Annotated in this window: 22 protein-coding genes and 1 riboswitch; of the genes, 9 read left to right on the top strand and 13 right to left on the bottom strand. The window is 66.7% G+C overall.

Translation table 11 applies throughout. The features are described from left to right. The first annotated feature begins 3 nt into the window (after positions 1–3). From NFC73_RS12940 to NFC73_RS12930, 3 genes are read left to right on the top strand one after another with little or no spacing between them, the layout of a single operon-like run. Complete coding sequence (locus NFC73_RS12940; protein ID WP_254750798.1) at positions 4–261, top strand: DUF1737 domain-containing protein; 258 nt, start codon at positions 4–6, stop codon at positions 259–261. Continuing rightward, the gene (locus NFC73_RS12935; RefSeq protein ID WP_254750797.1) at positions 258–671 is read left to right on the top strand and encodes a rhodanese-like domain-containing protein; all 414 of its coding nucleotides are present in this window, start codon (positions 258–260) and stop codon (positions 669–671) included. The genes NFC73_RS12940 and NFC73_RS12935 overlap by 4 nt, the downstream gene beginning before the upstream one ends. Then, the gene (locus tag NFC73_RS12930; RefSeq protein WP_254750796.1) at positions 668–1,876 is read left to right on the top strand and encodes an O-succinylhomoserine sulfhydrylase; all 1,209 of its coding nucleotides are present in this window, start codon (positions 668–670) and stop codon (positions 1,874–1,876) included. Before NFC73_RS12935 ends, NFC73_RS12930 begins: the two co-directional genes overlap by 4 nt. An 89-nt stretch (positions 1,877–1,965) precedes the next feature. On the opposite strand, the gene NFC73_RS12925 is transcribed toward NFC73_RS12930, so the two are convergent. Then, positions 1,966–2,307: a DUF1905 domain-containing protein gene (locus NFC73_RS12925; protein ID WP_254750795.1), complete on the bottom strand. Its 342-nt coding sequence runs from the start codon at positions 2,305–2,307 to the stop codon at positions 1,966–1,968. Positions 2,308–2,387: 80 nt separating this feature from the next. After that, positions 2,388–3,290 carry a LysR family transcriptional regulator ArgP gene (locus NFC73_RS12920; protein ID WP_254750794.1) on the bottom strand — a complete coding sequence of 301 codons (903 nt, stop codon included), beginning with the start codon at positions 3,288–3,290 and terminating at the stop codon, positions 2,388–2,390. A 69-nt stretch (positions 3,291–3,359) separates the two neighbouring features. On the opposite strand from NFC73_RS12920, the gene NFC73_RS12915 reads away from it, so the two are divergent. Further along, a complete protein-coding gene (locus NFC73_RS12915) occupies positions 3,360–3,983 on the top strand; it encodes a LysE/ArgO family amino acid transporter (protein ID WP_254750793.1) in 624 nt (207 codons plus the stop codon). A 95-nt stretch (positions 3,984–4,078) separates the two neighbouring features. Here the strand turns inward: NFC73_RS12915 and NFC73_RS12910 are convergent, their stop codons facing one another. Together NFC73_RS12910 and NFC73_RS12905 are read right to left on the bottom strand one after the other, a co-directional pair. Continuing rightward, positions 4,079–5,305 (bottom strand): glutamate--cysteine ligase 2, encoded by a 1,227-nt coding sequence (locus NFC73_RS12910; RefSeq protein WP_254750792.1) that lies wholly within the window; start codon positions 5,303–5,305, stop codon positions 4,079–4,081. 64 nt (positions 5,306–5,369) lie between these two features. Further along, positions 5,370–6,893, bottom strand: coding sequence for a UDP-N-acetylglucosamine 1-carboxyvinyltransferase (locus NFC73_RS12905; protein WP_254750791.1), 1,524 nt, complete (start codon positions 6,891–6,893; stop codon positions 5,370–5,372). 191 nt (positions 6,894–7,084) lie between these two features. Here NFC73_RS12905 and NFC73_RS12900 point away from each other — a divergent pair, with 191 nt between their 5' ends. Continuing rightward, positions 7,085–7,918, top strand: a complete 834-nt coding sequence (locus NFC73_RS12900; protein WP_254750790.1) for a glycoside hydrolase family 25 domain-containing protein — start codon at positions 7,085–7,087, stop codon at positions 7,916–7,918. A gap of 48 nt (positions 7,919–7,966) precedes the next feature. On the opposite strand, the gene NFC73_RS12895 is transcribed toward NFC73_RS12900, so the two are convergent. Genes NFC73_RS12895 through NFC73_RS12885 form a run of 3 tightly spaced genes read right to left on the bottom strand, consistent with a single transcriptional unit; the run spans position 7,967 to position 10,997 of the window. Further along, positions 7,967–8,761 (bottom strand): energy-coupling factor transporter transmembrane component T family protein, encoded by a 795-nt coding sequence (locus NFC73_RS12895; protein WP_254750789.1) that lies wholly within the window; start codon positions 8,759–8,761, stop codon positions 7,967–7,969. Next, the gene (locus NFC73_RS12890; RefSeq protein ID WP_254750788.1) at positions 8,758–10,347 is read right to left on the bottom strand and encodes an ABC transporter ATP-binding protein; all 1,590 of its coding nucleotides are present in this window, start codon (positions 10,345–10,347) and stop codon (positions 8,758–8,760) included. Before NFC73_RS12890 ends, NFC73_RS12895 begins: the two co-directional genes overlap by 4 nt. Further along, complete coding sequence (locus NFC73_RS12885; RefSeq protein WP_254750787.1) at positions 10,347–10,997, bottom strand: ECF transporter S component; 651 nt, start codon at positions 10,995–10,997, stop codon at positions 10,347–10,349. Before NFC73_RS12885 ends, NFC73_RS12890 begins: the two co-directional genes overlap by 1 nt. A gap of 65 nt (positions 10,998–11,062) precedes the next feature. Then, a riboswitch (TPP riboswitch) is annotated at positions 11,063–11,204 on the bottom strand. A gap of 56 nt (positions 11,205–11,260) precedes the next feature. Between NFC73_RS12885 and NFC73_RS12880 the strand changes: the two genes are divergently transcribed. Next, positions 11,261–11,803, top strand: coding sequence for a heme-degrading domain-containing protein (locus tag NFC73_RS12880; protein WP_254750786.1), 543 nt, complete (start codon positions 11,261–11,263; stop codon positions 11,801–11,803). A gap of 41 nt (positions 11,804–11,844) precedes the next feature. Continuing rightward, entirely contained in the window at positions 11,845–12,108 is a 264-nt protein-coding gene (locus NFC73_RS12875; protein WP_104063261.1) for a DUF4235 domain-containing protein, read from the top strand. A 111-nt stretch (positions 12,109–12,219) separates the two neighbouring features. Here the strand turns inward: NFC73_RS12875 and mnhG are convergent, their stop codons facing one another. Genes mnhG through NFC73_RS12845 form a run of 6 tightly spaced genes read right to left on the bottom strand, consistent with a single transcriptional unit; the run spans position 12,220 to position 18,720 of the window. Continuing rightward, positions 12,220–12,657: a monovalent cation/H(+) antiporter subunit G gene (mnhG, locus tag NFC73_RS12870; RefSeq protein ID WP_254750784.1), complete on the bottom strand. Its 438-nt coding sequence runs from the start codon at positions 12,655–12,657 to the stop codon at positions 12,220–12,222. Continuing rightward, positions 12,632–12,925 (bottom strand): MrpF/PhaF family protein, encoded by a 294-nt coding sequence (locus tag NFC73_RS12865; RefSeq protein ID WP_254750782.1) that lies wholly within the window; start codon positions 12,923–12,925, stop codon positions 12,632–12,634. The genes mnhG and NFC73_RS12865 overlap by 26 nt, the downstream gene beginning before the upstream one ends. Then, positions 12,922–13,467 (bottom strand): Na+/H+ antiporter subunit E, encoded by a 546-nt coding sequence (locus NFC73_RS12860; RefSeq protein ID WP_254750780.1) that lies wholly within the window; start codon positions 13,465–13,467, stop codon positions 12,922–12,924. The genes NFC73_RS12865 and NFC73_RS12860 overlap by 4 nt, the downstream gene beginning before the upstream one ends. Further along, a complete protein-coding gene (locus NFC73_RS12855; protein WP_254750778.1) occupies positions 13,464–15,071 on the bottom strand; it encodes a Na+/H+ antiporter subunit D in 1,608 nt (535 codons plus the stop codon). The genes NFC73_RS12860 and NFC73_RS12855 overlap by 4 nt, the downstream gene beginning before the upstream one ends. Next, on the bottom strand, positions 15,068–15,661 hold the full coding sequence (locus tag NFC73_RS12850) for a Na(+)/H(+) antiporter subunit C (RefSeq protein WP_254750776.1): 594 nt from the start codon (positions 15,659–15,661) through the stop codon (positions 15,068–15,070). The genes NFC73_RS12855 and NFC73_RS12850 overlap by 4 nt, the downstream gene beginning before the upstream one ends. Next, positions 15,658–18,720, bottom strand: coding sequence for a Na+/H+ antiporter subunit A (locus NFC73_RS12845; protein WP_254750774.1), 3,063 nt, complete (start codon positions 18,718–18,720; stop codon positions 15,658–15,660). Before NFC73_RS12845 ends, NFC73_RS12850 begins: the two co-directional genes overlap by 4 nt. 193 nt (positions 18,721–18,913) lie before the next feature. Here NFC73_RS12845 and NFC73_RS12840 point away from each other — a divergent pair, with 193 nt between their 5' ends. Together NFC73_RS12840 and NFC73_RS12835 are read left to right on the top strand one after the other, a co-directional pair. Further along, on the top strand, positions 18,914–20,317 hold the full coding sequence (locus NFC73_RS12840) for an MFS transporter (protein WP_254750772.1): 1,404 nt from the start codon (positions 18,914–18,916) through the stop codon (positions 20,315–20,317). A 189-nt stretch (positions 20,318–20,506) separates the two neighbouring features. Then, a complete protein-coding gene (locus NFC73_RS12835; protein ID WP_254750770.1) occupies positions 20,507–20,989 on the top strand; it encodes a cation:proton antiporter regulatory subunit in 483 nt (160 codons plus the stop codon). Position 20,990: the final 1 nt, after the last annotated feature.

The raw sequence follows: 20,990 nt of genomic DNA, 5'->3' as shown, positions 1-20,990 counted from the left end.
GTCGTGTCTGACGCACCCGCCCCTGAAGAAAAACTGTCCTACCGGCTCATTACAGGGCCGGATGACAGGTCTTTCTGTGAACGGATTTCCACTGCCCTGGCCGAAGGGTATGTCCTGCACGGCAGCCCGGCCGCGACGTCCAACGGAGGCGTTGTGATTGTTGCGCAGGCACTCATCCTCCCGTCGGCCATCGCCACCGCTGACGCCGCCGTCGCCTCCGCCGTGGATGACCTCGATTTCGACGGCGAGGGCCACGCATGAGCTACGCCGGAGACCTCACCCCGCAGCAGGCTTGGGCCAAACTCGAACGGGGCGCCATCCTGGTGGATGTCCGCACCGAAGGCGAATGGGCCCACATCGGCATCCCCGACACCAAGGCCACGGACAACGATCCCCTGTTCATCCCGTGGACGTTCCCCGGCGGCATCCCCAACCCGGATTTCATCACCGACCTGACGCAGCAGGCACCGGAGGACGACGGCACGGAGCTGGTCTTCCTCTGCCGCTCGGGCCAGCGCTCCATCGCCGCCGCCATCGCCGCGACGCAGGCCGGCTTCACCTCCTACAACGTCCTGGAGGGTTTCGAAGGCGAGCCGGACCGCTACGGCGAGCGCACCGTCAACGGCTGGAAGAACCGCGGCCTGCCCACAAACCTGGGAATAGCCAAATGACGTTCAACCCGGACGCCGCCGGCTGGAGCGCCGAGACGCAGGCGGTCCGCGGCGGCCTGGACCGCACCAACTTCCAGGAGACCACGGAGCCGGTCTTCCTGAACTCGGGCTTCGTCTACGAGTCCGCTGCCGCCGCCGAGCGCGCCTTCACCGGCGAGGACGAACGCTTCGTTTACTCCCGGTACGGCAACCCGTCCGTGGCCACCTTCCAGGAACGCCTCCGCCTGCTTGAGGGCACCGAAGCGTGCTTTGCGACGGCGTCGGGCATGTCAGCGGTGTTCACGGCCCTGGGTGCCCTGCTGGCGGCCGGGGACCGGGTGGTTGCCGCGCGATCGCTGTTCGGCTCCTGCTTTGTGATCCTGAACGAGATCCTGCCGCGCTGGGGCGTGGAAACCGTGTTTGTTGACGGCCCGGACCTCGAACAATGGCGGGTTGCCCTGTCGGAGCCCACCACCGCAGTGTTCTTCGAATCCCCGTCCAACCCGATGCAGGAAATCGTGGACATCGCAGCGGTCAGCGAGCTGGCGCACGCCGCCGGGGCCACTGTCGTCGTCGACAATGTCTTTGCCACTCCCCTCCTGCAGCGCTGCGGCCAGCTGGGCGCAGACGTGATTGTGTACTCCGGCACAAAGCACATCGACGGCCAGGGACGCGTCCTGGGCGGTGCCATCCTGGGCACCAAGGAATTCATCGACGGCCCGGTCAAGCAGCTCATGCGGCACACCGGACCGGCTCTCTCCTCGTTCAACGCCTGGGTGCTCACCAAGGGCCTGGAGACCATGGCGCTGCGTGTCAACCACTCGTCCACGTCCGCACTGCGGATTGCCGAATGGCTCGAACAGCAGCCGGCCGTCAGCTGGGTCAGGTACCCGCTGCTGAAATCACACCCGCAGTACGAGCTCGCCGCCAAGCAGATGAAGGCCGGCGGCACCGTCCTCACGCTGGAACTTGCGACGACGGGCGGCCGCTCGGGCAAGGACGCCGCCTTTGCGCTGCTGGACGCCCTGCGGATCATCGACATCTCCAACAACCTGGGCGACGCCAAGTCCCTCATCACCCATCCGGCCACCACCACGCACCGAGCCATGGGTCCCGAGGGCCGCGCAGCCATCGGGCTCAGCGACGGCGTGGTACGGCTGTCCGTGGGCCTGGAGGATGTGGACGACCTCATCGGCGACCTGGAGCAGGCCCTGAAGCAGATCTAGTTCGGGGTGGCCTGGTTCTGATTGGCGCGAAGGGACGTTAGGGCCCTGTTTCTTGCGTCTTTCGGGGCCAGCGTCATTCCCGGCAGAGTTCAGCCAGTACCGCTTGTCCGTTCCCCGGTACGTGCCTCGTCTTCGCCTTGGATCGCGAGCCGGACGGCCACGTCATCACCGTCGCTGATGCCCGCCGCGTCCCGGACAGCCTTCTTGACGGGCAACAGGTAGGAGCGGCTTTTGCTGTCCGGAAAGACCGAGGTCTGCCAGGTGCAGCCGGAGATTTCCGCGGTGACTCTGACCGAGCCGAAGCCCTTCCGGAACACCGCTGCCTCGTCCCGGAGGTCGTCCCCGACCTCCGGCGGGAGGGTCAGGAAGTGCCAGCCGGATTCGTCGGGATAGCGCCACAGTTCGGCCCGGAATGAGTACGACGACGTCACGGCCTGAGTATGGCATGACGCGTTGCCGGACGCATCCCCTGCCGGGCTGTATGAGAACGGCGGCTCGGGCTAATGCCGGCTCAGGTGCCTGGCTGGCGCAGTTCCCGGGAGGCCGTCTCCCGGACCGCGGCGGTCAGCTGGTTGAGCACCGGGGAGTCGATCTTCCAGCGCTGCCAGTACAAGGACACGTCAACAGGGCTCGCGGAGGCCAGCTCCACGAGGGCGCCGCTGCGGAGGTCCGCCAGGCACTGTTGCTCCGGGAGCAACCCCCATCCAAGTCCCAGCCGGATGGCCTGGGCGAACTCGGCCGACGACGGCACATAGTGCCGCGGCGCGGTCAGTTCCGCGCCGGTCATCGTGCGGAAGAACCCGTCCTGCAGGTCATCCTTGCGGTCAAAGTCCACCACCGGTGCCCGGCTCCCTGCAACAAGTTCCGGCCCGTCGGGCCACCAGTGCCGGAGGTAGCCGGGGCTTGCCACCGCCCGGTACCGCAGGGAACCCAGCGGTTCCACGCTGCAGCCCTGGACCGGTTCCGGCGTTGCGGTAACCGCGGCCATCACCGATCCTGTCCGCAGAAGCTGGGTGGAATGCTGTTCATCCTCCCTGCGGAGTTCGAAGCACGCGCCGAGATCCGGCGGAAGACCTGCCAGGGCAGGCATGAACCAGGTGGAGAGTGAGTCCGCGTTCACCACCAAGGGGATGGGCGCCGTCGGGCGGTCCCGGCTCCCGCCGAGCTCCTGCTGGGCGTCCCATTCGAGCTGCCGGACCTGCCGGGCGAACCGTAGGATGGCTTCCCCGGCGGTTGTGGGGCGGACGGGGTTGGTGCGCTGCAACAGGATCTGGCCGGCCGCGTCCTCCATCGCCTTGAGACGCTGGGAAATGGCCGACGGCGTGACGTACAGGCTGCGGGCCGCCGCCTCGAGCGTCCCCTCGTCCACGACGGCCGCGAAGGTACGGAGCTGCTCGAACTGGAACGTCTTCATTAGCTTTCCTTAATAGAGCTAAGAATCTTTAGCTGGAGTAATCCTACGTCCGCCCGTACGTTGGAGAATATGGATCTGACCGCATTTCTGGGCCCCGCTGCGCTGGGCTTCGGCACGGGGCTTGCCCTCATCGTGGCCATCGGCAGCCAGAACGCCTTTGTCCTCCGGCAGGGCATCCGCGGCGAGCATGTGGCCGCCGTCGTCCTGGTCTGCAGCGTCTCCGATGCCCTGCTCATCGCGGCGGGCATCGCCGGAGTGGGAGCGCTGCTTCGGTCGAGTCCTGTGATCGTCGACGTGGTCAGGTTTGCCGGCGCCGCCTTCCTCGTGGGCTACGGCGTTATGGCGGCGCGCCGGGCGGTTCGTCCTGGAGCACTAACGGCGTCGGGGCGGCAGCCCGCCGTCGGCCTCGGCGCCGCCCTCAGCACGGTACTGGCCCTGACGTGGCTCAACCCGCATGTCTACCTCGACACGGTGCTGCTCCTCGGATCGGTGGCCAACCAGCAGGCGCAGGATGTGCGCTGGTGGTTCGGGGGCGGAGCCATTGCCGCCAGCATCGCCTGGTTCAGTGCGCTGGGGTTCGGGGCCAGGGTCCTCCGGCCGTTCTTCGCGCGGCCCTCCTCGTGGCGCATCCTGGACGGACTCGTCGCTGCGGTCATGCTCACGTTGGGTGTGCGCCTGGCTGCCGGTGCGTGACGTCGTCGTTTCTTGGCGCGAACGGACACTTGGGCCCCTCACACAGCGAAGAACAGGGCAGTATCTGCCCGTTCGGGCAAAGCCTCAGGAAGAAGTCAGGACAGGCGCACGCGCAGCAGCTCCGGGACCTCGTCCGCCTCACGCAACCCGGAGGTGCCGCGCATCGTGACACGCACGGCGTGGGCAACCACGGCCCCCAGCCCGCCGTCGTCGGGCGCCGATTCTTCCATCACCGCGTCCCGCACCCTGCGCTGTTCGGTGGAGCCGGTGCCGCGGGCAATGATGTCCTCGATGCCCTGCCGGGCCAGGGAAAGCTCGTTCTGCTCGGCGAGGACCGGAGCCAGATAGTCCACCAAGGATCGCACCACGTCGACGGCCGGCGCCGGCCTGAACGTGCCAAAATCCAGCAACTCACCGTTCAGGCCGCTGCTGCTCGCCTGCCATGCCGCCATCCGCAGCAGCACCGTGGGCACCGGGGCCGGCTCCACGCCGTCGCGCCACTCACGGCTGGCCGATTCGACCAAGGCCCGCACCAGCACCGCGATCAGGGCAGCGTCCTCGGCGCGCAGGCAGACGTCGGCCACCCGGACCTCAACCGTGGGGTGGTTCCGGGACAGTCGGGCGTCAAAGTAGATCATGCCTTCATCCAGCAGGACGCCGCTGTCCAGCAGACGCGTGACCACCCTCCGATATGCGGAGTACGTGCTGAAAATAGCCGAAGGACCGGACATAGGCCAGCGGTTCCAGGCCTGGGTTCGGTAGCTCTCGAATCCTGTGGGCATCCCGTTCCAGAACGGCGAATTTGCGCTCAATGCCGTGAGCACTGCCAGCTTGTCCCGGATCCTGTCCAGCACGGCCACGCCCTCGTCCTTGGATTCGATGAACGTGTGGACGTGGAAGCCGCAGGTCAGCTGCTCCTGCGCGGTCAGGCCGAAACGTTCCAGCATCCGGGCATAGCGGGCGTCCGGAGTGGTGTGGCTCGCAAGGCCGAACGGAGAAGTGGCCAGCGCGGCGACCCTTGCACCGTTCTTGGTGGCCGCCTGGTCCGCCAGCAGCCGGCCGGCCCGGATCTGCTGCAGCAGTTCTGCGTACTCGAGGCAGGGACGGGTCTGGGTCTCGATCTGCTCGAGCTTCAGCTCGGCAGTCAGGCCAGTCCAGTCGTCGTGAGCGGTTTTTTCCTTGGCTGCCAGCGCATAGGGACGTTCCGGGGCGTCGTCGGCTGCCATCCGGCGGCCGGACAACATCGCATCCGCGAGGGCAAGCGGCTCCCCCGTGTCCGGATCAACGATCAGGAGTTCTTCCTCGACGCCGAATGTACGCATGGTTATATTGTGCTGCAACGGGCCGGCCCGCGGCAGCCCGCGGGGTCGGCGGATTCTGCGAGCGCTAGTCCTGGAAGTACTCCACCTTGGCGCCGATGGTGTTGAGCCGCTCGGCCAGGTCTTCGTAGCCGCGCTCGATCACGTAGATATTCCGCAGCTCCGAAACACCCCGCGCCGCGAGCATGGCCAGCAGCAGGCAGGCGGCAGGGCGGAGTGCCGGCGGGCAGCCCACCTCGGCGGCCCGCCACTTCGTGGGGCCCTTGACGTAGATCCGGTGCGGGTCCAGCAGCTGCACCTGGGCGCCGAGCCGGTTGAGTTCAGTGAGGTAGATGGCCCGGTTCTCATAGACCCAGTCGTGGATCATGGTCTGGCCGTGGGCGTTGGCGGCGATGACCGCGAAGAACGGCAAGTTGTCGATGTTCAGGCCCGGGAACGGCATGGGGTGGATCTTGTCCTCCGGCGCCCGCAGCTCGGACGGTTTGGTGGTCACATCCACCAGCCGGGTGCGTCCGTTGCGCGCCACGTACTCGCCGGAAATCTCCAGCTTCTGGCCCATCTGTTCCAGCGTGGCCAGCTCGATTTCCATGAACTCGATGGGCACGCGGCGGATGGTCACCTCTGAGTTGGTGACGATCCCGGCGGTGATGAGGCTCATGGCCTCGATGGGGTCCTCGGACGGGAAATACTCAATGTCGACGTCGATCAGCGGCTGCCCGGTGATCTTCAGTGTGGTGGTGCCCACGCCGTCGATGCGCACGCCCAACATCTCGAGGTAGAAGCAGAGGTCCTGGACCATGTAGTTGGGGCTGGCGTTACGGATAACGGTGGTGCCGCGGCGGTGCGCCGCTGCCATGATGGCGTTCTCGGTGACAGTATCCCCGCGCTCCGTCAGCACAAAGGACCGGTCGTGGGTGTCCGGCGGTGGAGCCTGCACGGCGTAGAAACCGGCAGTCGCCTCCACGGAGAGCCCGAACTGGCGCAAAGCCTGCATGTGCGGCTCCACGGTGCGGGTGCCCAGATCGCAACCTCCGGCATACGGCAGGCGGTATTCCGCGGCTTCGTCAAGAAGCGGGCCCAGGAGCATGATCACGCTGCGGGTGCGGCGCGCCGCGTCAACATCCATGGCCCTGAGGTCCAGGACGGCGGGGCGGCGGAGCTGGAGATCGGTGTCGTTAAGCCACGTGCACTCGACACCGATGCTGGTCAGGACCTCCACGATCCGGTTGACCTCTTCGATCCGGGCGAGGCGGCGCAGGACGGTGGTGCCGCGGTTGATCAGGCTGGCGCACAGCAGCGCCACACCGGCGTTTTTGCTGCTGTTGACATCCACCGCCCCGGAAAGCGTGCGGCCGCCTTCGATCCGCAGGTGCGTCATCTGCGGTTTGCCCACTTTGACGATGCTGCGGTCGAGAATGGTTTCGAGCCGCTGGATCATCTTCAGGCTCAGGTTCTGCTTGCCCTGCTCCATCCGGGCGACGGCGCTTTGGCTGGTTCCCAGCGCTGACGCGAGCTGACCTTGGGTCCAGCCCTTCTCGGCCCGGGCGTCCCTGAGTGTGGCGGCGACGTGCTCGGCAGTTTCCTGAATCATAGATAAAAAATATCACAGATGAGCTATTCCATGGCACGCGCAGCGGAAGGATGGACTGAGATTCCATGAAATACCCGATTCATGAGATAGAGGCTCCTTAATGCTTGTCCTTGACCCGCCACTCGCTCAGCGGGAGACTGAGACATCCGGTTCACCCGATCAACGGAAGAATGCCCTGCAGGAGGCCTGCCATGTACGGGAATGCGGCCACAGCATCCCGTGCTTTAGCGTGTGCCATCTTGTGCCTGCTCATGGCCCTTTGCGGGATTGTCGTGGCGCCGGCGTCCGTGGCCGCCCCTTCACCGGGCGAGGGCGCCGAGCAAGCATTGGGTAACGATATCTCGTGGCCTCAGTGCGACAAGGCGCTTCCCGCCGCTCCAGCTTTCGGGATCGTGGGCGTCAACAATGGCCTGGCCAGCACCACTAACCCCTGCCTCGCCGAACTTCTCCGCTGGGCCAAAGCCATCACGGTGAACCCGACCGATCAGCCGTCCGTGGCCCTTTACGTCAACACCGCCAACCCGGGGCACGCTGGCTCCTGGTGGCCGACCAGTAACAACTACCCCGCTGCCCACGCTGTAGACAACCCCTACGGCACCTGCAAGGACAAGGACGTTGGCCCGGTGTGCGCATACATGTACGGCTACGCCAAGGCATACGACGACGCCTACATCCGCGGCATCAGCAGCCCCTCGGACTACCTGTGGTGGCTCGATGTTGAAACAGGCAACAGCTGGTCCCTCGACAAGAATGCCAACCGTGCCGTCCTAGAAGGTATGACCGACTTTTTTCACAGCATCGGCGCCGACGTCGGCATCTACTCCTCGGCCTATCAATGGGTACAGATCGTGGGCACCGTCAGCAGCTCCAGCAACCTTTATGCCCTGCCCAGCTGGCTGGCAGGCGCCCGCACTGCCTTCGGAGCCACCGCCAACTGCTCGAATGCGCCGTTAACCCCCGGCGGCACAGTCACCCTGACCCAGTTCGTCTCCAGGGGCTTCGACTACGATCACTCGTGCATTTAGCAGGCAAAGCGCGCCGTAGCCCGAATCCAGAAGCATGGCCCGCCCGGACTAGCGCCAGACGAAGTTCCAGGTCCCCATCCCGGCCGCGGCAACCACAGCAGCCGCCGCGATCAGCACACCGCCCGCCAGCACCCAGGCGTCCAACGGCGAATAGGTGGATTCCCGGGCCCATGTCCGCAGGCCGGTGCCAAAACCGCGCGCTTCCATGGTGATGGCCAGCCGGGACGCACGGCGGATGGCCTGGACCAGGAGCCCGAAGCTCTGCCCGAGCGTGGCCCGCAGCCGTTGCAGCGGGCTGCCCTGCGAGCCCACGCCGCGGGCCCGCCGCGCCATGCCGATGGTCTGCCATTCCTCGGCCATAAGTCCCACCAGCCGCATCGCGGCCAGCGTGCCGAGGACAAAACGGTGCGGCAGCCGGGCCTTCTGGGCCAGCGCATCGGCAAGGTCGGTGGGGTCCGTGCAGGTCATCAGCAGGATCGCCGGCAGGGCAATCGCGAGGCCGCGCAGCATAAAACCGATTCCCAGCTGGAGGGAACCTTCGCTGATCGACCAGATCCCGACGTCGAGCAGTACAGCGCCGCCGTCCGCCGCGACGATCGCCGTGCTCCAGCCGCCCAGGGCTGCCGCGATGATGAGCGGCCAGCCGCGCTGCCACAGCAGGCGCAGGGTGAGGCCCGCCAGCGGGAAGATCACGAGCTCGGCCCCAAGCGCCACCGAAGCAGACACCCAGTCGATGGAGAGCGCCAGCACCAGGGTGATGAGGAAGACGACGGCGAACTTGGCCAGCGGGTTGGCGCGCGTCAGCAGCGCGTGGTTGCTGCGGAGGGTCAGGGCATCCCTCATGCCGCACCCGCTTCCTGGCGTGCGCCGCCGCGTGAGGCCGGTCCAAGCCGCAGTTCGGCCCCGCCCAGGACGGCGCTGAACTCCTGGTCGTGGGTCACGGAAACCACGGAGGTCCCGGCGTCGAGCAGTTCTGAGAGGAACGATGCGAGCTCAGCCCAGGTGTTGGCATCCTGGCCGAACGTCGGCTCGTCGAGGACCAGCACACGAGGGTGGGCCGCGAGGACAGTGGCCACCGAGAGGCGCCGCTTTTCGCCTCCCGAGAGCGTGTACGGATTGGCGTCCACCAGGTGCGTCAGGCGCAGCCGTTCCAGCAGCTCATCAACCCGCTCCTCGCCATGGCCCAGGTGCCGCGGGCCGAACATCAGTTCGTCCAGCACGCGGCCGGTAACGAACTGGTGCTCGGGTTCCTGGAAGACGGTTCCGATGCGGGAAATCAGCTGGTTGGCTTTCCATTTGAAGGGGTCAATCCCGGCGCCTTCGGAAAGCTCGACGGCGGCGGACACCTTCCCCGCCACCGGCGCCAGCAGACCGGCGAGGGTCAGTGCGAACGTTGACTTTCCGGCGCCGTTGGGTCCTGTGACGGTGAGTGCGTGGCCGGAACGGACCTGGGCCGCGATGCCGTGCTGCACCGGTACCGGCGGGATGGTCCGGAAGCCGCGGCGCCGCGGACGCTCGCGGGAGACGGCCAGGTCCTCGGCGGCCAGCAGCAGGTCACCGGAGCCTGCGGACACGCGGCGGCGGGTTGCCGGCACGTACCCCGGCACCCAGACGCCCGCGCCGATCAGCATGTCCCGCGCCTCCGCGAGCACCTGGTCCGGCGGCCCGTCCAGCAGGACTGCGGACGATGCGGCGGAACCTCCTGTGGAGCCCGCTGCCGAGCCCGGCTGCAGCACCACAATCCGGTCCACCAGGTCCTTCCAGACGGACACGCGGTGTTCCACCACAACCAGGGTGGCGCCGGTTTTGTCCAGGCAGCGGCCCACGGCGTCCCGGACTTCCAGCACGCCGGCGGGATCAAGGTTCGCTGTGGGCTCATCCAGCAGGATCAGCCCGGGCCGCATCGCGAGGATCCCGGCCAGCGCCAGGCGCTGCTTCTGCCCGCCGGACAGGGCCGACGTCGGGTGGTCCAGCGGGAGCCCGCCGGGACCAGGGCCGGCACTCCGCAGCCCGACGTCGTCGAGCGCTTCATGGACGCGCCGCCAGATCTCGTCCCGCGGCACGGCGAGGTTCTCGGCCCCGAAGGCGACGTCGTCGCCCAGGCGCGAAAGCACCACTTGCGTTTCCGGATCCTGCTGCATCAGGCCCGAGCGGCCGCGCTGCCCGCGCGGCACCACACCGTCGATCAGCAGCGAACCGGTTTCGTCGGCGTCGTCCCCTTCATCCCCCAGCACCCCTGCGAGCGCGTGCAGCAGTGTTGACTTGCCTGCGCCCGATGGGCCCAGCAGCAGCACCCGCTCGCCGGGAGCGATGTCGAGGTCGAGCCCCTGGACCGCGGGCGCGGAACGTCCCGCATGCCGCCAGCCCCAGCCACGGGCGGACACCGCGGCGGGGCGCACTCCGGAAGCGCCGGCGTCGGAAGCGGTCATCAGTTGAAGACGGGCTCCGACGCTGCCTTCCGGGATGCGAACGAGCTCAGCACACCGGTCCGGGCCAGGCCGCGGGTGGCGATCCAGGACAGCGCGCCCGCAATCACCGCGCCGGAGATGGTGCAGAACACGATGTACGCGAGCTTGTCGCCGGGCTCGTAGGCGATGTTCCAGCCCCACGGCAGGAACGAGTCATTGAGGCCGCAGAACAGGCCCGCGCCGGCACCGGCCAACAGCGCGGCGATGAGGTTGTACTTCTGGTGCAGGAAGGACTTGAACCGGAAGTTGCCGTACACCAGCAGGAAGAACACCAGCTCGGCGCCCAGGCCCTGGAGGAGTCCGGAGATCAGCACCGTGGCGCCGTACTGCGAGCCCATGATGAGTTCGCCGGTGGCGGCCACAGTTTCGCAGAAGATCGCCGCACCGGGTTTGCGGATGATGAGCATGCCCAGCACTGCCGGGATCATCCAGCCGCCGGCGATCAGGCCGGTCAGCGGGGGGTAAACGGCGTTCATGGGGGCGGAGACGATGCCGGCGCCCTGGGACCAGGCCCAGAAGATCACGCCGCCGGTGATGGCGATGAGCGCCGCCACCACGATGTCCACAACACGCCAGGTATTGCCGGTCTTTTTGATTGCTGCAGTTGTCATTTTGGTCCTCCTGAGGAACAGGAGGGGAAAGTGCCCCGGAGTGCGGCGCTGCCGCCGTTTCCGGACACTTCGAGAACTCGACTCCCTTGCGCCGGTACTAACCGGATCAGGTTCGAGGGTCTGCGGCTGTCCGCACTCTCAGCGCCCACCTGCGGTTCCCTGGCAATGCCAGTGATGTCCGACGGCGGCGCTCCCCTGTCGTAATAAATCTGCCCTGATGGGCGTGCTCCAGTTTACACCGCGGGCGGGGTAGATTGTGGGCCATGACTGCCAACAACCCGACTGTGACTGCGTTCAATCCTGATTCGACAGTGCCCCAGCCGGCGGGGCTGCTTGAGGCCCTGATTGCCCGGGTCGAAGCCGAGATCAACGAGCTGCAGTTTCCGCATTTCAGCAAGGACGACTCCCTCAACCTCGGGCTGCTCCTGGTGGAGCTGGGCAAGAGTCGGAAGCTGCCCATCGCGATCGACATCACCAAGGGTGACCAGGTCCTGTTCCACGTGGCCCTGGACGGCGCCACCCCGGACAACGAGCACTGGATCCGGGCCAAGCAGCGCACCGCCGCCAGGTATGAGATCCCGTCGCTGCTGGTGGGCCTGCGCGGCAGGCTGCATGGCGGCCGGATCGAGGACCACGGCTGGTTCGACGAGTCCACCTATGCCCCGCACGGCGGCTGCTTCCCGGTCTACGTCGCCGGTGTGGGTGCGGTGGCCACGGTGACGGTCTCGGGCCTGCCCCAGCAGCAGGACCACGATCTGGTGGTGGAAGCCCTGCGGGAGATTCTGGAGTCCATGCAGCCGGGTTAGGCTAAAGGAAGTCCCGGATCCGCTCACAAGGAGTTCAACGAATGAACCTGTTCATCAAGCTGCTCGGCACTGCAATCAGCATCGGCGCCGGGTTCGTCGGCACCAAGGTGGTCAATACGGTGTGGGAAAAGTCCACCGGCCGGAAGCCCCCCACCGGCAAGGACGAAGACACTCCCACCACCCTGCGCTCGGCCCTGACGTTTGCGCTCATTTCGGCCTCGGTCAGCACCATCATCCAGGTGCTCGCCAACCGCGGCACGCAGCGGGCCATCACCCGTTTCGCCAAGTCCCAGGACATAGTCTGACCGCACCACCATCCCCTGAGTTTTTGTCCAGATAATCGGCTCAAGCCGGCCGAGATACCCGATGATCTGGACAAAAACTCACACGGGACGCCGGGGGCTGCGCGTGACGCTTCAGTCCCGCCGGCCGCCGTCGGACGCTTCATCCCTTGACGACTCTTCCCGGGCCGACTCATCCCGGGCCGACTGGGCCGCCTTCTGAACCACGGCGTCGAGTTCATCGGAGCTGAGCAGCTCACGGTGAAGGTGTTTGGTCCGGTAACCGGCGCGGCCCACCATATGGGCGGAAACCGGCACCGTCAGCAGCTGGAAGATCCAGGCGACCAGCAGCACCGGCCACACCCACCAGGTGCGCATCTGCAGGCCGATGGCCGCCAGCAGCAGGAACAGCCCCAGCACTTGGGGCTTGGTGGCAGCGTGCATGCGGCTCAGCAGGTCCGGAAAGCGGAGCAGGCCCACGGCGGCGGCGAGTGACATGAGGGCCCCCACCATCAGGAACACCGCCGACACGGCATCGATGACGTTATCAACCACGCTGGCCTCGGGATTCATTGGCTTGCTCCCGCCGGTCGGCCACGAAGCGGGCAACGGTCACGGACCCGATGAAGCCGACCACGGACAGCGCCACCAGCAGCATCAGGTTGTTCAGGTGCCGGTTGACGGCCATGTCGATGCACAGTGCCGCGCCGAGGATCGCGAGCAGGACGTCGGAGGCCAGCACCCTGTCCAGCAGCGACGGTCCACGGGAGATTCTGATGATGGCTCCTGCCGCTGCCAGCGAAAGAATGACTGCCGTGACAGCCAGGACGGTCTGCATCATGCTGCGGCCTCCTGCCGGATTGCTTCGAGTTCCTCGCGCGTGCCCATGATCCTGATCAGGCCCGCTTCGATGGAGCGGACTTCCTTGCGCAGGCTTTCCACCTCGTCCGGGCTGCTGACATTGAGCGCGTGGAGGTACAGGGTGGACGTTGACCGGTCCACTTCCACCACCAGCGAGCCCGGGATCAGCGAAATCACGTGCCCGGTGGCGGTGACCATGAGGTCCTGGTGGCTCCGCAACGGCACCGCGACGACGGCGCTGATGACCCGCGGGCCGCGGACCACCGCCAGGTACATGACCTCGACGCTGGCTGCCGCCACCCTGCCCAGGAAACGCAGGGCAAACGGCACGGCGTGAAGAATGTTGAAACGGCCGCTGAGTTCCACCGGCGGCAGGTAGAACATCCGGGCCACAAGGACGGCCAGCAACGCGCCGAAGAGCAGGTTGCCCGGGCTGAAGTCCTGCCACAGGGCGCCCCAGACAATCACCAGCCATACCAGCAGGGGCAGTTCCTGGCGGAGGGAAATCCGGCGGCGGCTCATTTGCCCCCACCGTCTTTCAGGGCCAGCGGGGGAACTTCCGTGTCCTCGCCCAGCACGGCCTGGATGTAGGCGGACCTGTCCAGCATTTCGTGGGCGGCCTGGTCCGAGACTGTGAACAGCGGGCCGGCGAAGACCGTGAGTGACACGCCCAGGACCACCAGGCCCAGGGTTGAGCCCACCATGGTGCGGGGCAGCAGTGTGACGTTCTTGCGGCCTGCCCGGCTGCCGGTGTCCGAATCCTCCGGCTCGGCCAGCAGGACGGGGTCCGGGTGCTCGGCGTCCGAGGGCTTGCGCCAGAAGGCGCGGTTCCAGACCCTCGCAACGGCCAGGAGGGTCAGGAGGCTGGTAACCACGCCGCCGATCACCAGGGCGTAGGCCAGGGGCGTGCCCAGGTCGATGCCGGCCTGGATGAGCCCCACTTTCCCGAGGAAACCGGAGAACGGCGGGATCCCGGCCAGGTTCATGGCCGGGATAAAGAACAGCAGGGCCAGGATGGGCGACAGCTTGGCGAGGCCTGCCAGCCGGTCCACGGAGGAGCTGCCGCCGCGGCGCTCGATCAGGCCTGTAACCAGGAAGAGGCTGGTCTGGATGGTGATGTGGTGGGCCACGTAGAACACGGCGGCGCCCAGCCCGGCCACCGAGGACATCGCCAGGCCGAACACCATGTAGCCGATGTGGCTGACCAGGGTGAAGGACAACAGACGTTTGATGTCGCTCTGGGCCAGGGCGCCCAGGATTCCCACCACCATGGTCAGCAGCGCCGCCACCATCAGCGGAGTGTTCAGGCTGTCCCCGGGGAAGAGCAGGGTTTCCGTGCGCACCATCGCGTAGACACCGACTTTGGTCAGCAGGCCGGCGAACACGGCGGTGACCGGCGCCGGCGCCGTGGGGTAGGAGTCAGGCAGCCAGAACGACAGCGGGAACACGGCCGCCTTGATCCCGAATGCCACCAGCAGCATCACGTGCAGGAGGGTCTGGGTTCCCTCGTCCAGGTCCGCGAGCTTGATGGCGAGGTCGGCCATGTTCACGGTTCCGGTGGCACCGTAGACCATCGCAATGGAGATCAGGAACAGCACGGAGGACACCACGGAGACCACCACATAGGTGACGCCGGCGCGGATGCGGGGGCCGGTTCCGCCCAGTGTCATCAGGACATAGCTTGCCGTCAGCAGGATCTCGAAGCCGACGTACAGGTTGAACAGGTCCCCGGACAGGAACGCGTTGGACACCCCGGCCACCAGGATCAGGTAGGTGGGGTGGAAGATCGACACCGGCGCGTCCTGGTCGCCGTCGGCCATGCCCTGCCCGGTGGCGTAGACCAACACAGCGAGGCTGATAGCCGACGACACCACGAGCATGAGGGACGAGAACTGGTCCACCACCATGGTGATGCCCCACGGCGGCAGCCAGCCACCGATGGTCACGGCGGCCGTTCCGCCGTCCCACACGGAGGCCAGCAGCAGGCATTCCAGCAAAAGTGTCAGGGACAGCACGCCGATGCTCACCGCGCGCTGGGCGCGGGAGTGCCGGATCAGCAGGAAGGCCAGGGCGGCACCGAGGATGGGAAGAACGACGGCGAGCGGTGCAAAGCTTGCGATGTTCACTTCACGCCTCCTTCGGGACCAGGGGTTACGTTCTGCGAGCCGGGTTGCTCTTCAGCGGCGGCGTCCCTGGCAGGAATCTCCTTGGCGCCGGCGGTGACGGAACCCCTGGCCTCATCCGGGCCGTCCGCAGCCGTGGGGTGGTCCGAGACGGCGTTCCCGTCACCGCCCAGCATGGTCAGGGGAAACTCGGAAGTTTCGGCCGGGATCGGGGCGTCGTCCTCGGCGTCGAAGCGGGGGGTCTCGGCGACGCGGAGGTCCTCGACGTCGTCCTGGATCTCGTCCTGGCGGGCAAGGACCCAGGTGCGGTAGATGATGCCGAGCATAAAGGCCGTCACGGCGAAGGAGATCACGATCGATGTAAGGATCAAGGCCTGCGGAAGCGGGTCCGAGTACTCATGCGCGCCGGTGTCCTTGGTGTACAGGGGTGCCAGGCCTGCGTAGCCGCCGGTGGCCAGGATCAGCAGGTTGGTGGCGTTGGCCAGCAGCATCAGCCCCAGCAGCACGCGGGTGAGGCTGCGTTCCAGGATCAGGTAGATGCCGCACGCATACAGGGCACCCATCACGGTCAGCAGGGTCAGGTTGACACTCATCCTTGGCCCTTCGCGGTGGTTTCGGCGGGGACGCCCACGGGCTCCTCGGCGTGCACGTCGGCCTGCACCCCGGCGGCGGCAGGAGCGTCGTCACTTGGCGCGTCCTCGGCGGGCGCAGTCCTCTGCTCTTCAAAGTGTTCGTCGATCTCGGAGCCCAGGCTGCGCAGGACGTCCAGCACCAGGCCGATCACCACAATGTAGACGCCGATGTCGAAGATGGTGGACGTAACGAACTTGATGTCCCCGAACACCGGAAGCCAGAGTTCGATGATGGCTGACTGGAATACTTGGCCGCCCAGCAGCAGCGGCACCACACCGGACGCCGCCGCAGTGGCGAGCCCGATCCCCAGCAGCGTTCCGGCGCCGACGGGAGTGGCTTCGCGCAGTTCGAACCTGCCGCCGGCCAGGTAGCGGATGGCCAGGGCAAGCCCGGCCGTCAGGCCGCCGGCGAAGCCGCCGCCGGGCAGGTTGTGGCCGGCCAGGAGGAGGTAAAGCGAGAAGATGATCAGGGAGTGGAAGATCAGCCGGGTGACCACTTCAAAGATGATGGAACGCCGTTCCGGTGCCAGCGTGCGCCCCGCCACAATCCAGGCATCCCGGGCGGAGGCGGCGAATTTGCGGCTGATGGCCAGGGCCGCGGCTTCCCGCGACCCGGGATCCACTGCGACCTGGCGGCCGACGCTGCCCTCGGCAACAGTTTCAGAGACCCTGGTCCGGTCGCCGCGGCCGCGGACGAAGATGAGGCTGGCAACACCTGTGGCGGCCAGCGCAAGGACGGATATTTCACCGAACGTGTCCCAGGCGCGGATGTCCACCAGGGTCACGTTGACGATGTTCAGCCCGCCGCCGCCTTCATAGGCAAGGCGCGGGAATTCCAGGGACACGGGGACTGCTACCCGGGCGCCCATGGCGTGGATGGCGGCGAAGACCATGGTGACGCCGAACGCCGCCCCGATGATCACGCGGACCACCCGGTACTTGCCGCCGGTGCGGTCGCGGAGTTCTGCGGGCAGGCTGCGCATGGCCAGAACAAAGGCCACCAGGATGATGGTTTCCACAAGCATCTGCGTGAGGGCCAGGTCCGGCGCGCCCTGGAGCGCGAACATCAGGGCGATCCCGTATCCGGTGACGGACACCATCAGCACGGCGAGGAACCGTTTGTTGGCCTTGACCGCGGCCAGCGCGCCGATCACAATTCCCGCCCCGACCACGGGCTGCAGCGGCGAGTAGGGATCGATGAAGTACAGGTTGTCCGGCAGCGGCTTGCCCGCCAGCACCATGGCGGTCAGCGGTAGCGCAAACGCCATGGTGAGGATCACGGCGAGGTAGAAGTACAGGGAACCACGCTGCGTGCGGCCGGTGATCCAGACCGCGGTGTCGTCCAGGGCTCCGATAGTGAGCTGGTACATGCGGTCGCCGTCGATCCAGCCCGGAACGCGGGACTGCGCGCGGGCCACCATGCTCCGTCCGAAGTACATCGCCAGGCCCAGTGCGAACGTGAGGGCCGTCAGTCCCAGGGCGGGGGTGAAACCGTGCCACAGCGCAAGGTGGCCGGCCTGCTCGGCCGGTGTGCCGGCGTCGGACGCGGTGGAGGCAAACAGCGCGGCGTAGGGCTGGACCCAGGCGTCCACCGGCGCCGGCCAGAGGCCGTAGACGATGCTGAGGAGGCTGAGGACGGCCGGGGCAGCCAGGAAGGAAGGCTTGACCGCCTTGAACGTTGTCCGCTCAATCCCGGGCTTCACCGCGAACGCTCCCCACATAAAGCGTGCGCTGTAGGCGAACGTAAGAATGGACCCGAGGACGATGCCGGCGAGCACCACCAGGCTCCAGGCCTCGCCGCCGGCAGCGTGGTGGACAAAGGCTTCCAGAACTGATTCCTTGGCCACAAATCCGGCGAGCAGCGGGACGCCGGCCATCGAGGCGGCCCCGATACCGGCCACCATTCCGAGCGCGCGGGACTGCCTGAACACGCCGGACAGCTGGCGCACATCGCGGGTCCCGGCCTGATGGTCGATGATGCCCACCACCAGGAACAGGGTGGCCTTGAACAGTCCGTGGGCCAGGAGCATCGCGAGGCCGGCGAGGGCCGCGTCGGGAGTGCCCAGCCCCACCACCATGGTCAGGAACCCCAGCTGGCTGACGGTGCCGTAGGCCAGGATGAGTTTGATGTCGGTCTGCCGGAGCGCCCGGTAGCCGCCCACCAGCATGGTGGCCAGGCCCAGGCCCAGCACCATGGACGGCCAGTAGGCGGTGTCGGAAAATCCCGGGGCAAGCCGTGCCACCAGGTAGATCCCGGCCTTCACCATCGCCGCGGCGTGGAGGTACGCGCTCACCGGGGTGGGGGCCGCCATGGCTCCGGGAAGCCAGAAGTGGAAGGGAACCAGCGCCGACTTGCTGATGGCACCCACCAGGATAAGGACGACGGCGGCGGCAGCGATTGCACCGGTTGGTCCGCTTATCAGCGTGGGAGCCTGAGCCAGGATCGCCGAAATCCGGTACGTGCCCGCGCTGTGGCCAAGCATGACCAGGCCCACCAGCATGGCCAGACCACCGGCGGTGGTGACCATCAGGGCCTGCAGCGCCGAACGCCGGGCCGCCAGCCTGGTGCGGGCGAAGCCGATCAGCAGGTAGGACAGGATGGTGGTGAGTTCCCAGAAGATGAACATCAGCAGAAGATCGTCAGCGATCACCAGGCCGAACATCACTCCCGCGAAGGCGAGGAACTGGGCGCCGAAGCCGCCGAGATCCTGGTCCTTGAGGCTGAAGTACCGGGCGCAATAGACGAGCACCAAGGCGCCGATGCCCAGGACAAGGAGCGACATCACCCAGGCAAGGGCGTCGAGCCGGAAGGCGAATTCAAGATCCAGCCCGGGAATCCACGGGAAGACCTCCGAGACCGCGCCAGCGTCCGAGTACACGGCGCCGTGCTGGAACAACAGCCAGACAAAGGACGCTGCGGGCACAGCCGCCAGCGCGTAGAACGCGTTGCGGCCCCAGGCCCTGAAGAGAAACGGCGCCACGGCAGCAACCGCAAAATGCACGGCAAGGACTGTGATCACTGGTATCTCCGCAACGTCAGGGATTCGATTGTCAAAAAGTTAGGGCAGGCGGTCATTCGTCAGGTTCGGTGGCCACAGTTTATCAAGGCACCACTGACACTTTTCCCGCCCCAGAACGCGGGTCCCTGGAATTTCCCGGGTGTCCGGCGTATCATCACCGCGATGTTCGCCAGGGGCGGATACGATTCAGCCTATGAACACCGCCAGTGCTCCCGAGGCCATGCAGCCGTCATCGGAACTCGCGTCCGGAACCCAGGCCGCCGGCAAGGGCCGGGTCCTCGCCTGGGCCGCCTGGGACTGGGGATCTGCGGCCTTCAACGCGGTCATGACCACCTTCGTGTTCACCGTCTACCTCACCTCCAATGCCTTCGGCGGCGAGGATCAGGCGTCGGCCGTTCTTGGTGGTGCACTGGCCATTGCGGGGATCGCCATCGCGCTGCTCGCTCCGGTGACCGGGCAGCGCTCGGACAACGGCGGGCGCCGCAAACTGTGGCTGGGGGTCAACACGGCCGCCGTCGCCATCCTGACGGGCCTGTGCTTCTTTGTGTTCCCGCGGCCGGAGTTCCTGCTCCTGGGCGTTTCCCTGATCGCGCTGGGGAATGTGTTCTTTGAGTTCGCCGGCGTCAACTACAACGCCATGCTGGCCCAGATCTCCACGCCGAAGAACATCGGCAAGGTCAGCGGGTTCGGCTGGGGGATGGGCTACCTGGGCGGCATTGTGGCCCTGCTGATTGTGCTGCAGCTGTTTGTGCAGCCGGGCTTCGACTGGATCGGCGCGTCCACAGAGGACAGCCTGAACATCCGGCTCGTGGCCGTGTTCTCCGCCCTGTGGTTCTTCATCTTTGCCCTGCCGGTGCTGTTCGCCGTCCCGGAACTGCCGCGGCCGGAGCGGGCCCAACCCCTGGGCGTCCTGGCCTCCTACGGCCTGCTGATCCGCCGGATCAGGGCAATCTACGCCACCAGCCCGCACACCATTTACTTCCTCCTGGCCAGCGCAGTGTTCCGGGACGGCCTCGCGGCCGTGTTCACCTTCGGCGGGATCATCGCGGCAGGCACGTTTGGCTTCGAACTCTCACAGGTCATCTTCTTTGCCATCTTCGGGAACGTGGTGGCGGCCGTGGGCGCCATCATCGGTGGGTTCCTGGACGATCGGGTGGGGCCCAAGGCCGTGATCATGGGTTCCTTGGTGGGGCTACTTACCGCCGGGACCATGATCCTGGTCCTCGGCAACGAAAACTACATCTTCTTTGGCACGGCGTGGGCCGGCAGCACCACCTTCTGGGTCTTCGGGCTGTTCCTGTGCCTGTTTGTGGGGCCTGCCCAGTCCTCATCGCGGGCGTACCTGGCCCGGCTGGCACCCCACGGCGAGTCCGGCGAACTGTTCGGCCTCTACGCCACCACCGGCCGCGCCGTCAGCTTCCTGGCTCCCGCGCTGTTCACCCTGTGCATCACGCTTGCCACTCCCCTGGTGGCCCCGGGCGAGGCCCAGCGCTGGGGAATCCTGGGCATCATGGTGGTGCTGCTCGCCGGCCTGCTGGTCCTGCTCCCGGTGAAGTCCCCGGACAAGACCGCCATCGCCGTGGTTCCGGCCTCCTAGAGCGAAGGGATCCTTAAGCCCCAGTCGATCGACGCGCGAACGGGCAGCTAATGACCTCAAAACCGGGATTTGACGTCATCTGCTGCCAGTTCGCGCTGTATGTGTGTGCGCAAAGGGGCCGCAAGTGTACGCTCGCGCCGCCTTGCGCACCCCCGCCCGAAACCGGCCGGCAAAGACTAGGCTGGTGGTATGAACGTGGACGAGACTGACCTCCCCGGCATGGGCCGGCGGAAGGACTTCATGACGGCTTCCGGCCGCCGCATCGGCGTTGTGGAGCTACGGGAGGGCACGATGGAACTCATCGTTTCCACCTGGGACGATCCCGACACCTGCCAGGCGTCGATTCCCCTGACCGGGGATGAGGCCGCCGCTCTGGGCAACCTCCTGGGCGGGCAGCGCCTGGCCATGAAACTGAGTGAAGAGCACAAGGAGATTCCGGGCATCGTGACCCGACAGTTCTCCATCGCTCCGGAATCCCCGTTCCAGAACCAGCCCATGGGGAAGGCCTGCATCCGCACCCGCTGCGGAGTCTCGATCGTGGCGATCATGCGTGAAGGCGAAGTGCTCCCGTCGCCGGGACCCGACGTCGTACTTCACTCCGGCGACCTCCTCGTTGCAGTTGGAACGCAAGAAGGCCTCGATTCGGCGGCCGACATCCTGCGCAACGGCTGAG

The sequence above is a fragment of the Pseudarthrobacter humi genome (assembly GCF_024294965.1).
Lineage (GTDB): Bacteria > Actinomycetota > Actinomycetes > Actinomycetales > Micrococcaceae > Arthrobacter > Arthrobacter humi.
Note: the sequence above shows the minus strand (reverse complement) of the source record. Positions and strands in the feature narration are given on the sequence as shown.

What these genes read in the sequence shown, in the direction of transcription:
- NFC73_RS12930 (WP_254750796.1), top strand. Translation starts at nt 668, where the DNA reads ATGACGTTCAACCCGGACGCCGCCGGCTGGAGCGCCGAGACGCAGGCG.
- NFC73_RS12865 (WP_254750782.1), bottom strand. Translation starts at nt 12,925, where the DNA reads ATGATGCAGACCGTCCTGGCTGTCACGGCAGTCATTCTTTCGCTGGCA.
- NFC73_RS12880 (WP_254750786.1), top strand. Translation starts at nt 11,261, where the DNA reads ATGACTGCCAACAACCCGACTGTGACTGCGTTCAATCCTGATTCGACA.
- NFC73_RS12895 (WP_254750789.1), bottom strand. Translation starts at nt 8,761, where the DNA reads ATGAGGGATGCCCTGACCCTCCGCAGCAACCACGCGCTGCTGACGCGC.
- NFC73_RS12875 (WP_104063261.1), top strand. Translation starts at nt 11,845, where the DNA reads ATGAACCTGTTCATCAAGCTGCTCGGCACTGCAATCAGCATCGGCGCC.
- NFC73_RS12910 (WP_254750792.1), bottom strand. Translation starts at nt 5,305, where the DNA reads ATGCGTACATTCGGCGTCGAGGAAGAACTCCTGATCGTTGATCCGGAC.
- mnhG (WP_254750784.1), bottom strand. Translation starts at nt 12,657, where the DNA reads ATGAATCCCGAGGCCAGCGTGGTTGATAACGTCATCGATGCCGTGTCG.
- NFC73_RS12850 (WP_254750776.1), bottom strand. Translation starts at nt 15,661, where the DNA reads ATGAGTGTCAACCTGACCCTGCTGACCGTGATGGGTGCCCTGTATGCG.
- NFC73_RS12885 (WP_254750787.1), bottom strand. Translation starts at nt 10,997, where the DNA reads ATGACAACTGCAGCAATCAAAAAGACCGGCAATACCTGGCGTGTTGTG.
- NFC73_RS12840 (WP_254750772.1), top strand. Translation starts at nt 18,914, where the DNA reads ATGAACACCGCCAGTGCTCCCGAGGCCATGCAGCCGTCATCGGAACTC.
- NFC73_RS12900 (WP_254750790.1), top strand. Translation starts at nt 7,085, where the DNA reads ATGTACGGGAATGCGGCCACAGCATCCCGTGCTTTAGCGTGTGCCATC.
- NFC73_RS12860 (WP_254750780.1), bottom strand. Translation starts at nt 13,467, where the DNA reads ATGAGCCGCCGCCGGATTTCCCTCCGCCAGGAACTGCCCCTGCTGGTA.
- NFC73_RS12835 (WP_254750770.1), top strand. Translation starts at nt 20,507, where the DNA reads ATGAACGTGGACGAGACTGACCTCCCCGGCATGGGCCGGCGGAAGGAC.
- NFC73_RS12915 (WP_254750793.1), top strand. Translation starts at nt 3,360, where the DNA reads ATGGATCTGACCGCATTTCTGGGCCCCGCTGCGCTGGGCTTCGGCACG.
- NFC73_RS12935 (WP_254750797.1), top strand. Translation starts at nt 258, where the DNA reads ATGAGCTACGCCGGAGACCTCACCCCGCAGCAGGCTTGGGCCAAACTC.
- NFC73_RS12890 (WP_254750788.1), bottom strand. Translation starts at nt 10,347, where the DNA reads ATGACCGCTTCCGACGCCGGCGCTTCCGGAGTGCGCCCCGCCGCGGTG.
- NFC73_RS12920 (WP_254750794.1), bottom strand. Translation starts at nt 3,290, where the DNA reads ATGAAGACGTTCCAGTTCGAGCAGCTCCGTACCTTCGCGGCCGTCGTG.
- NFC73_RS12905 (WP_254750791.1), bottom strand. Translation starts at nt 6,893, where the DNA reads ATGATTCAGGAAACTGCCGAGCACGTCGCCGCCACACTCAGGGACGCC.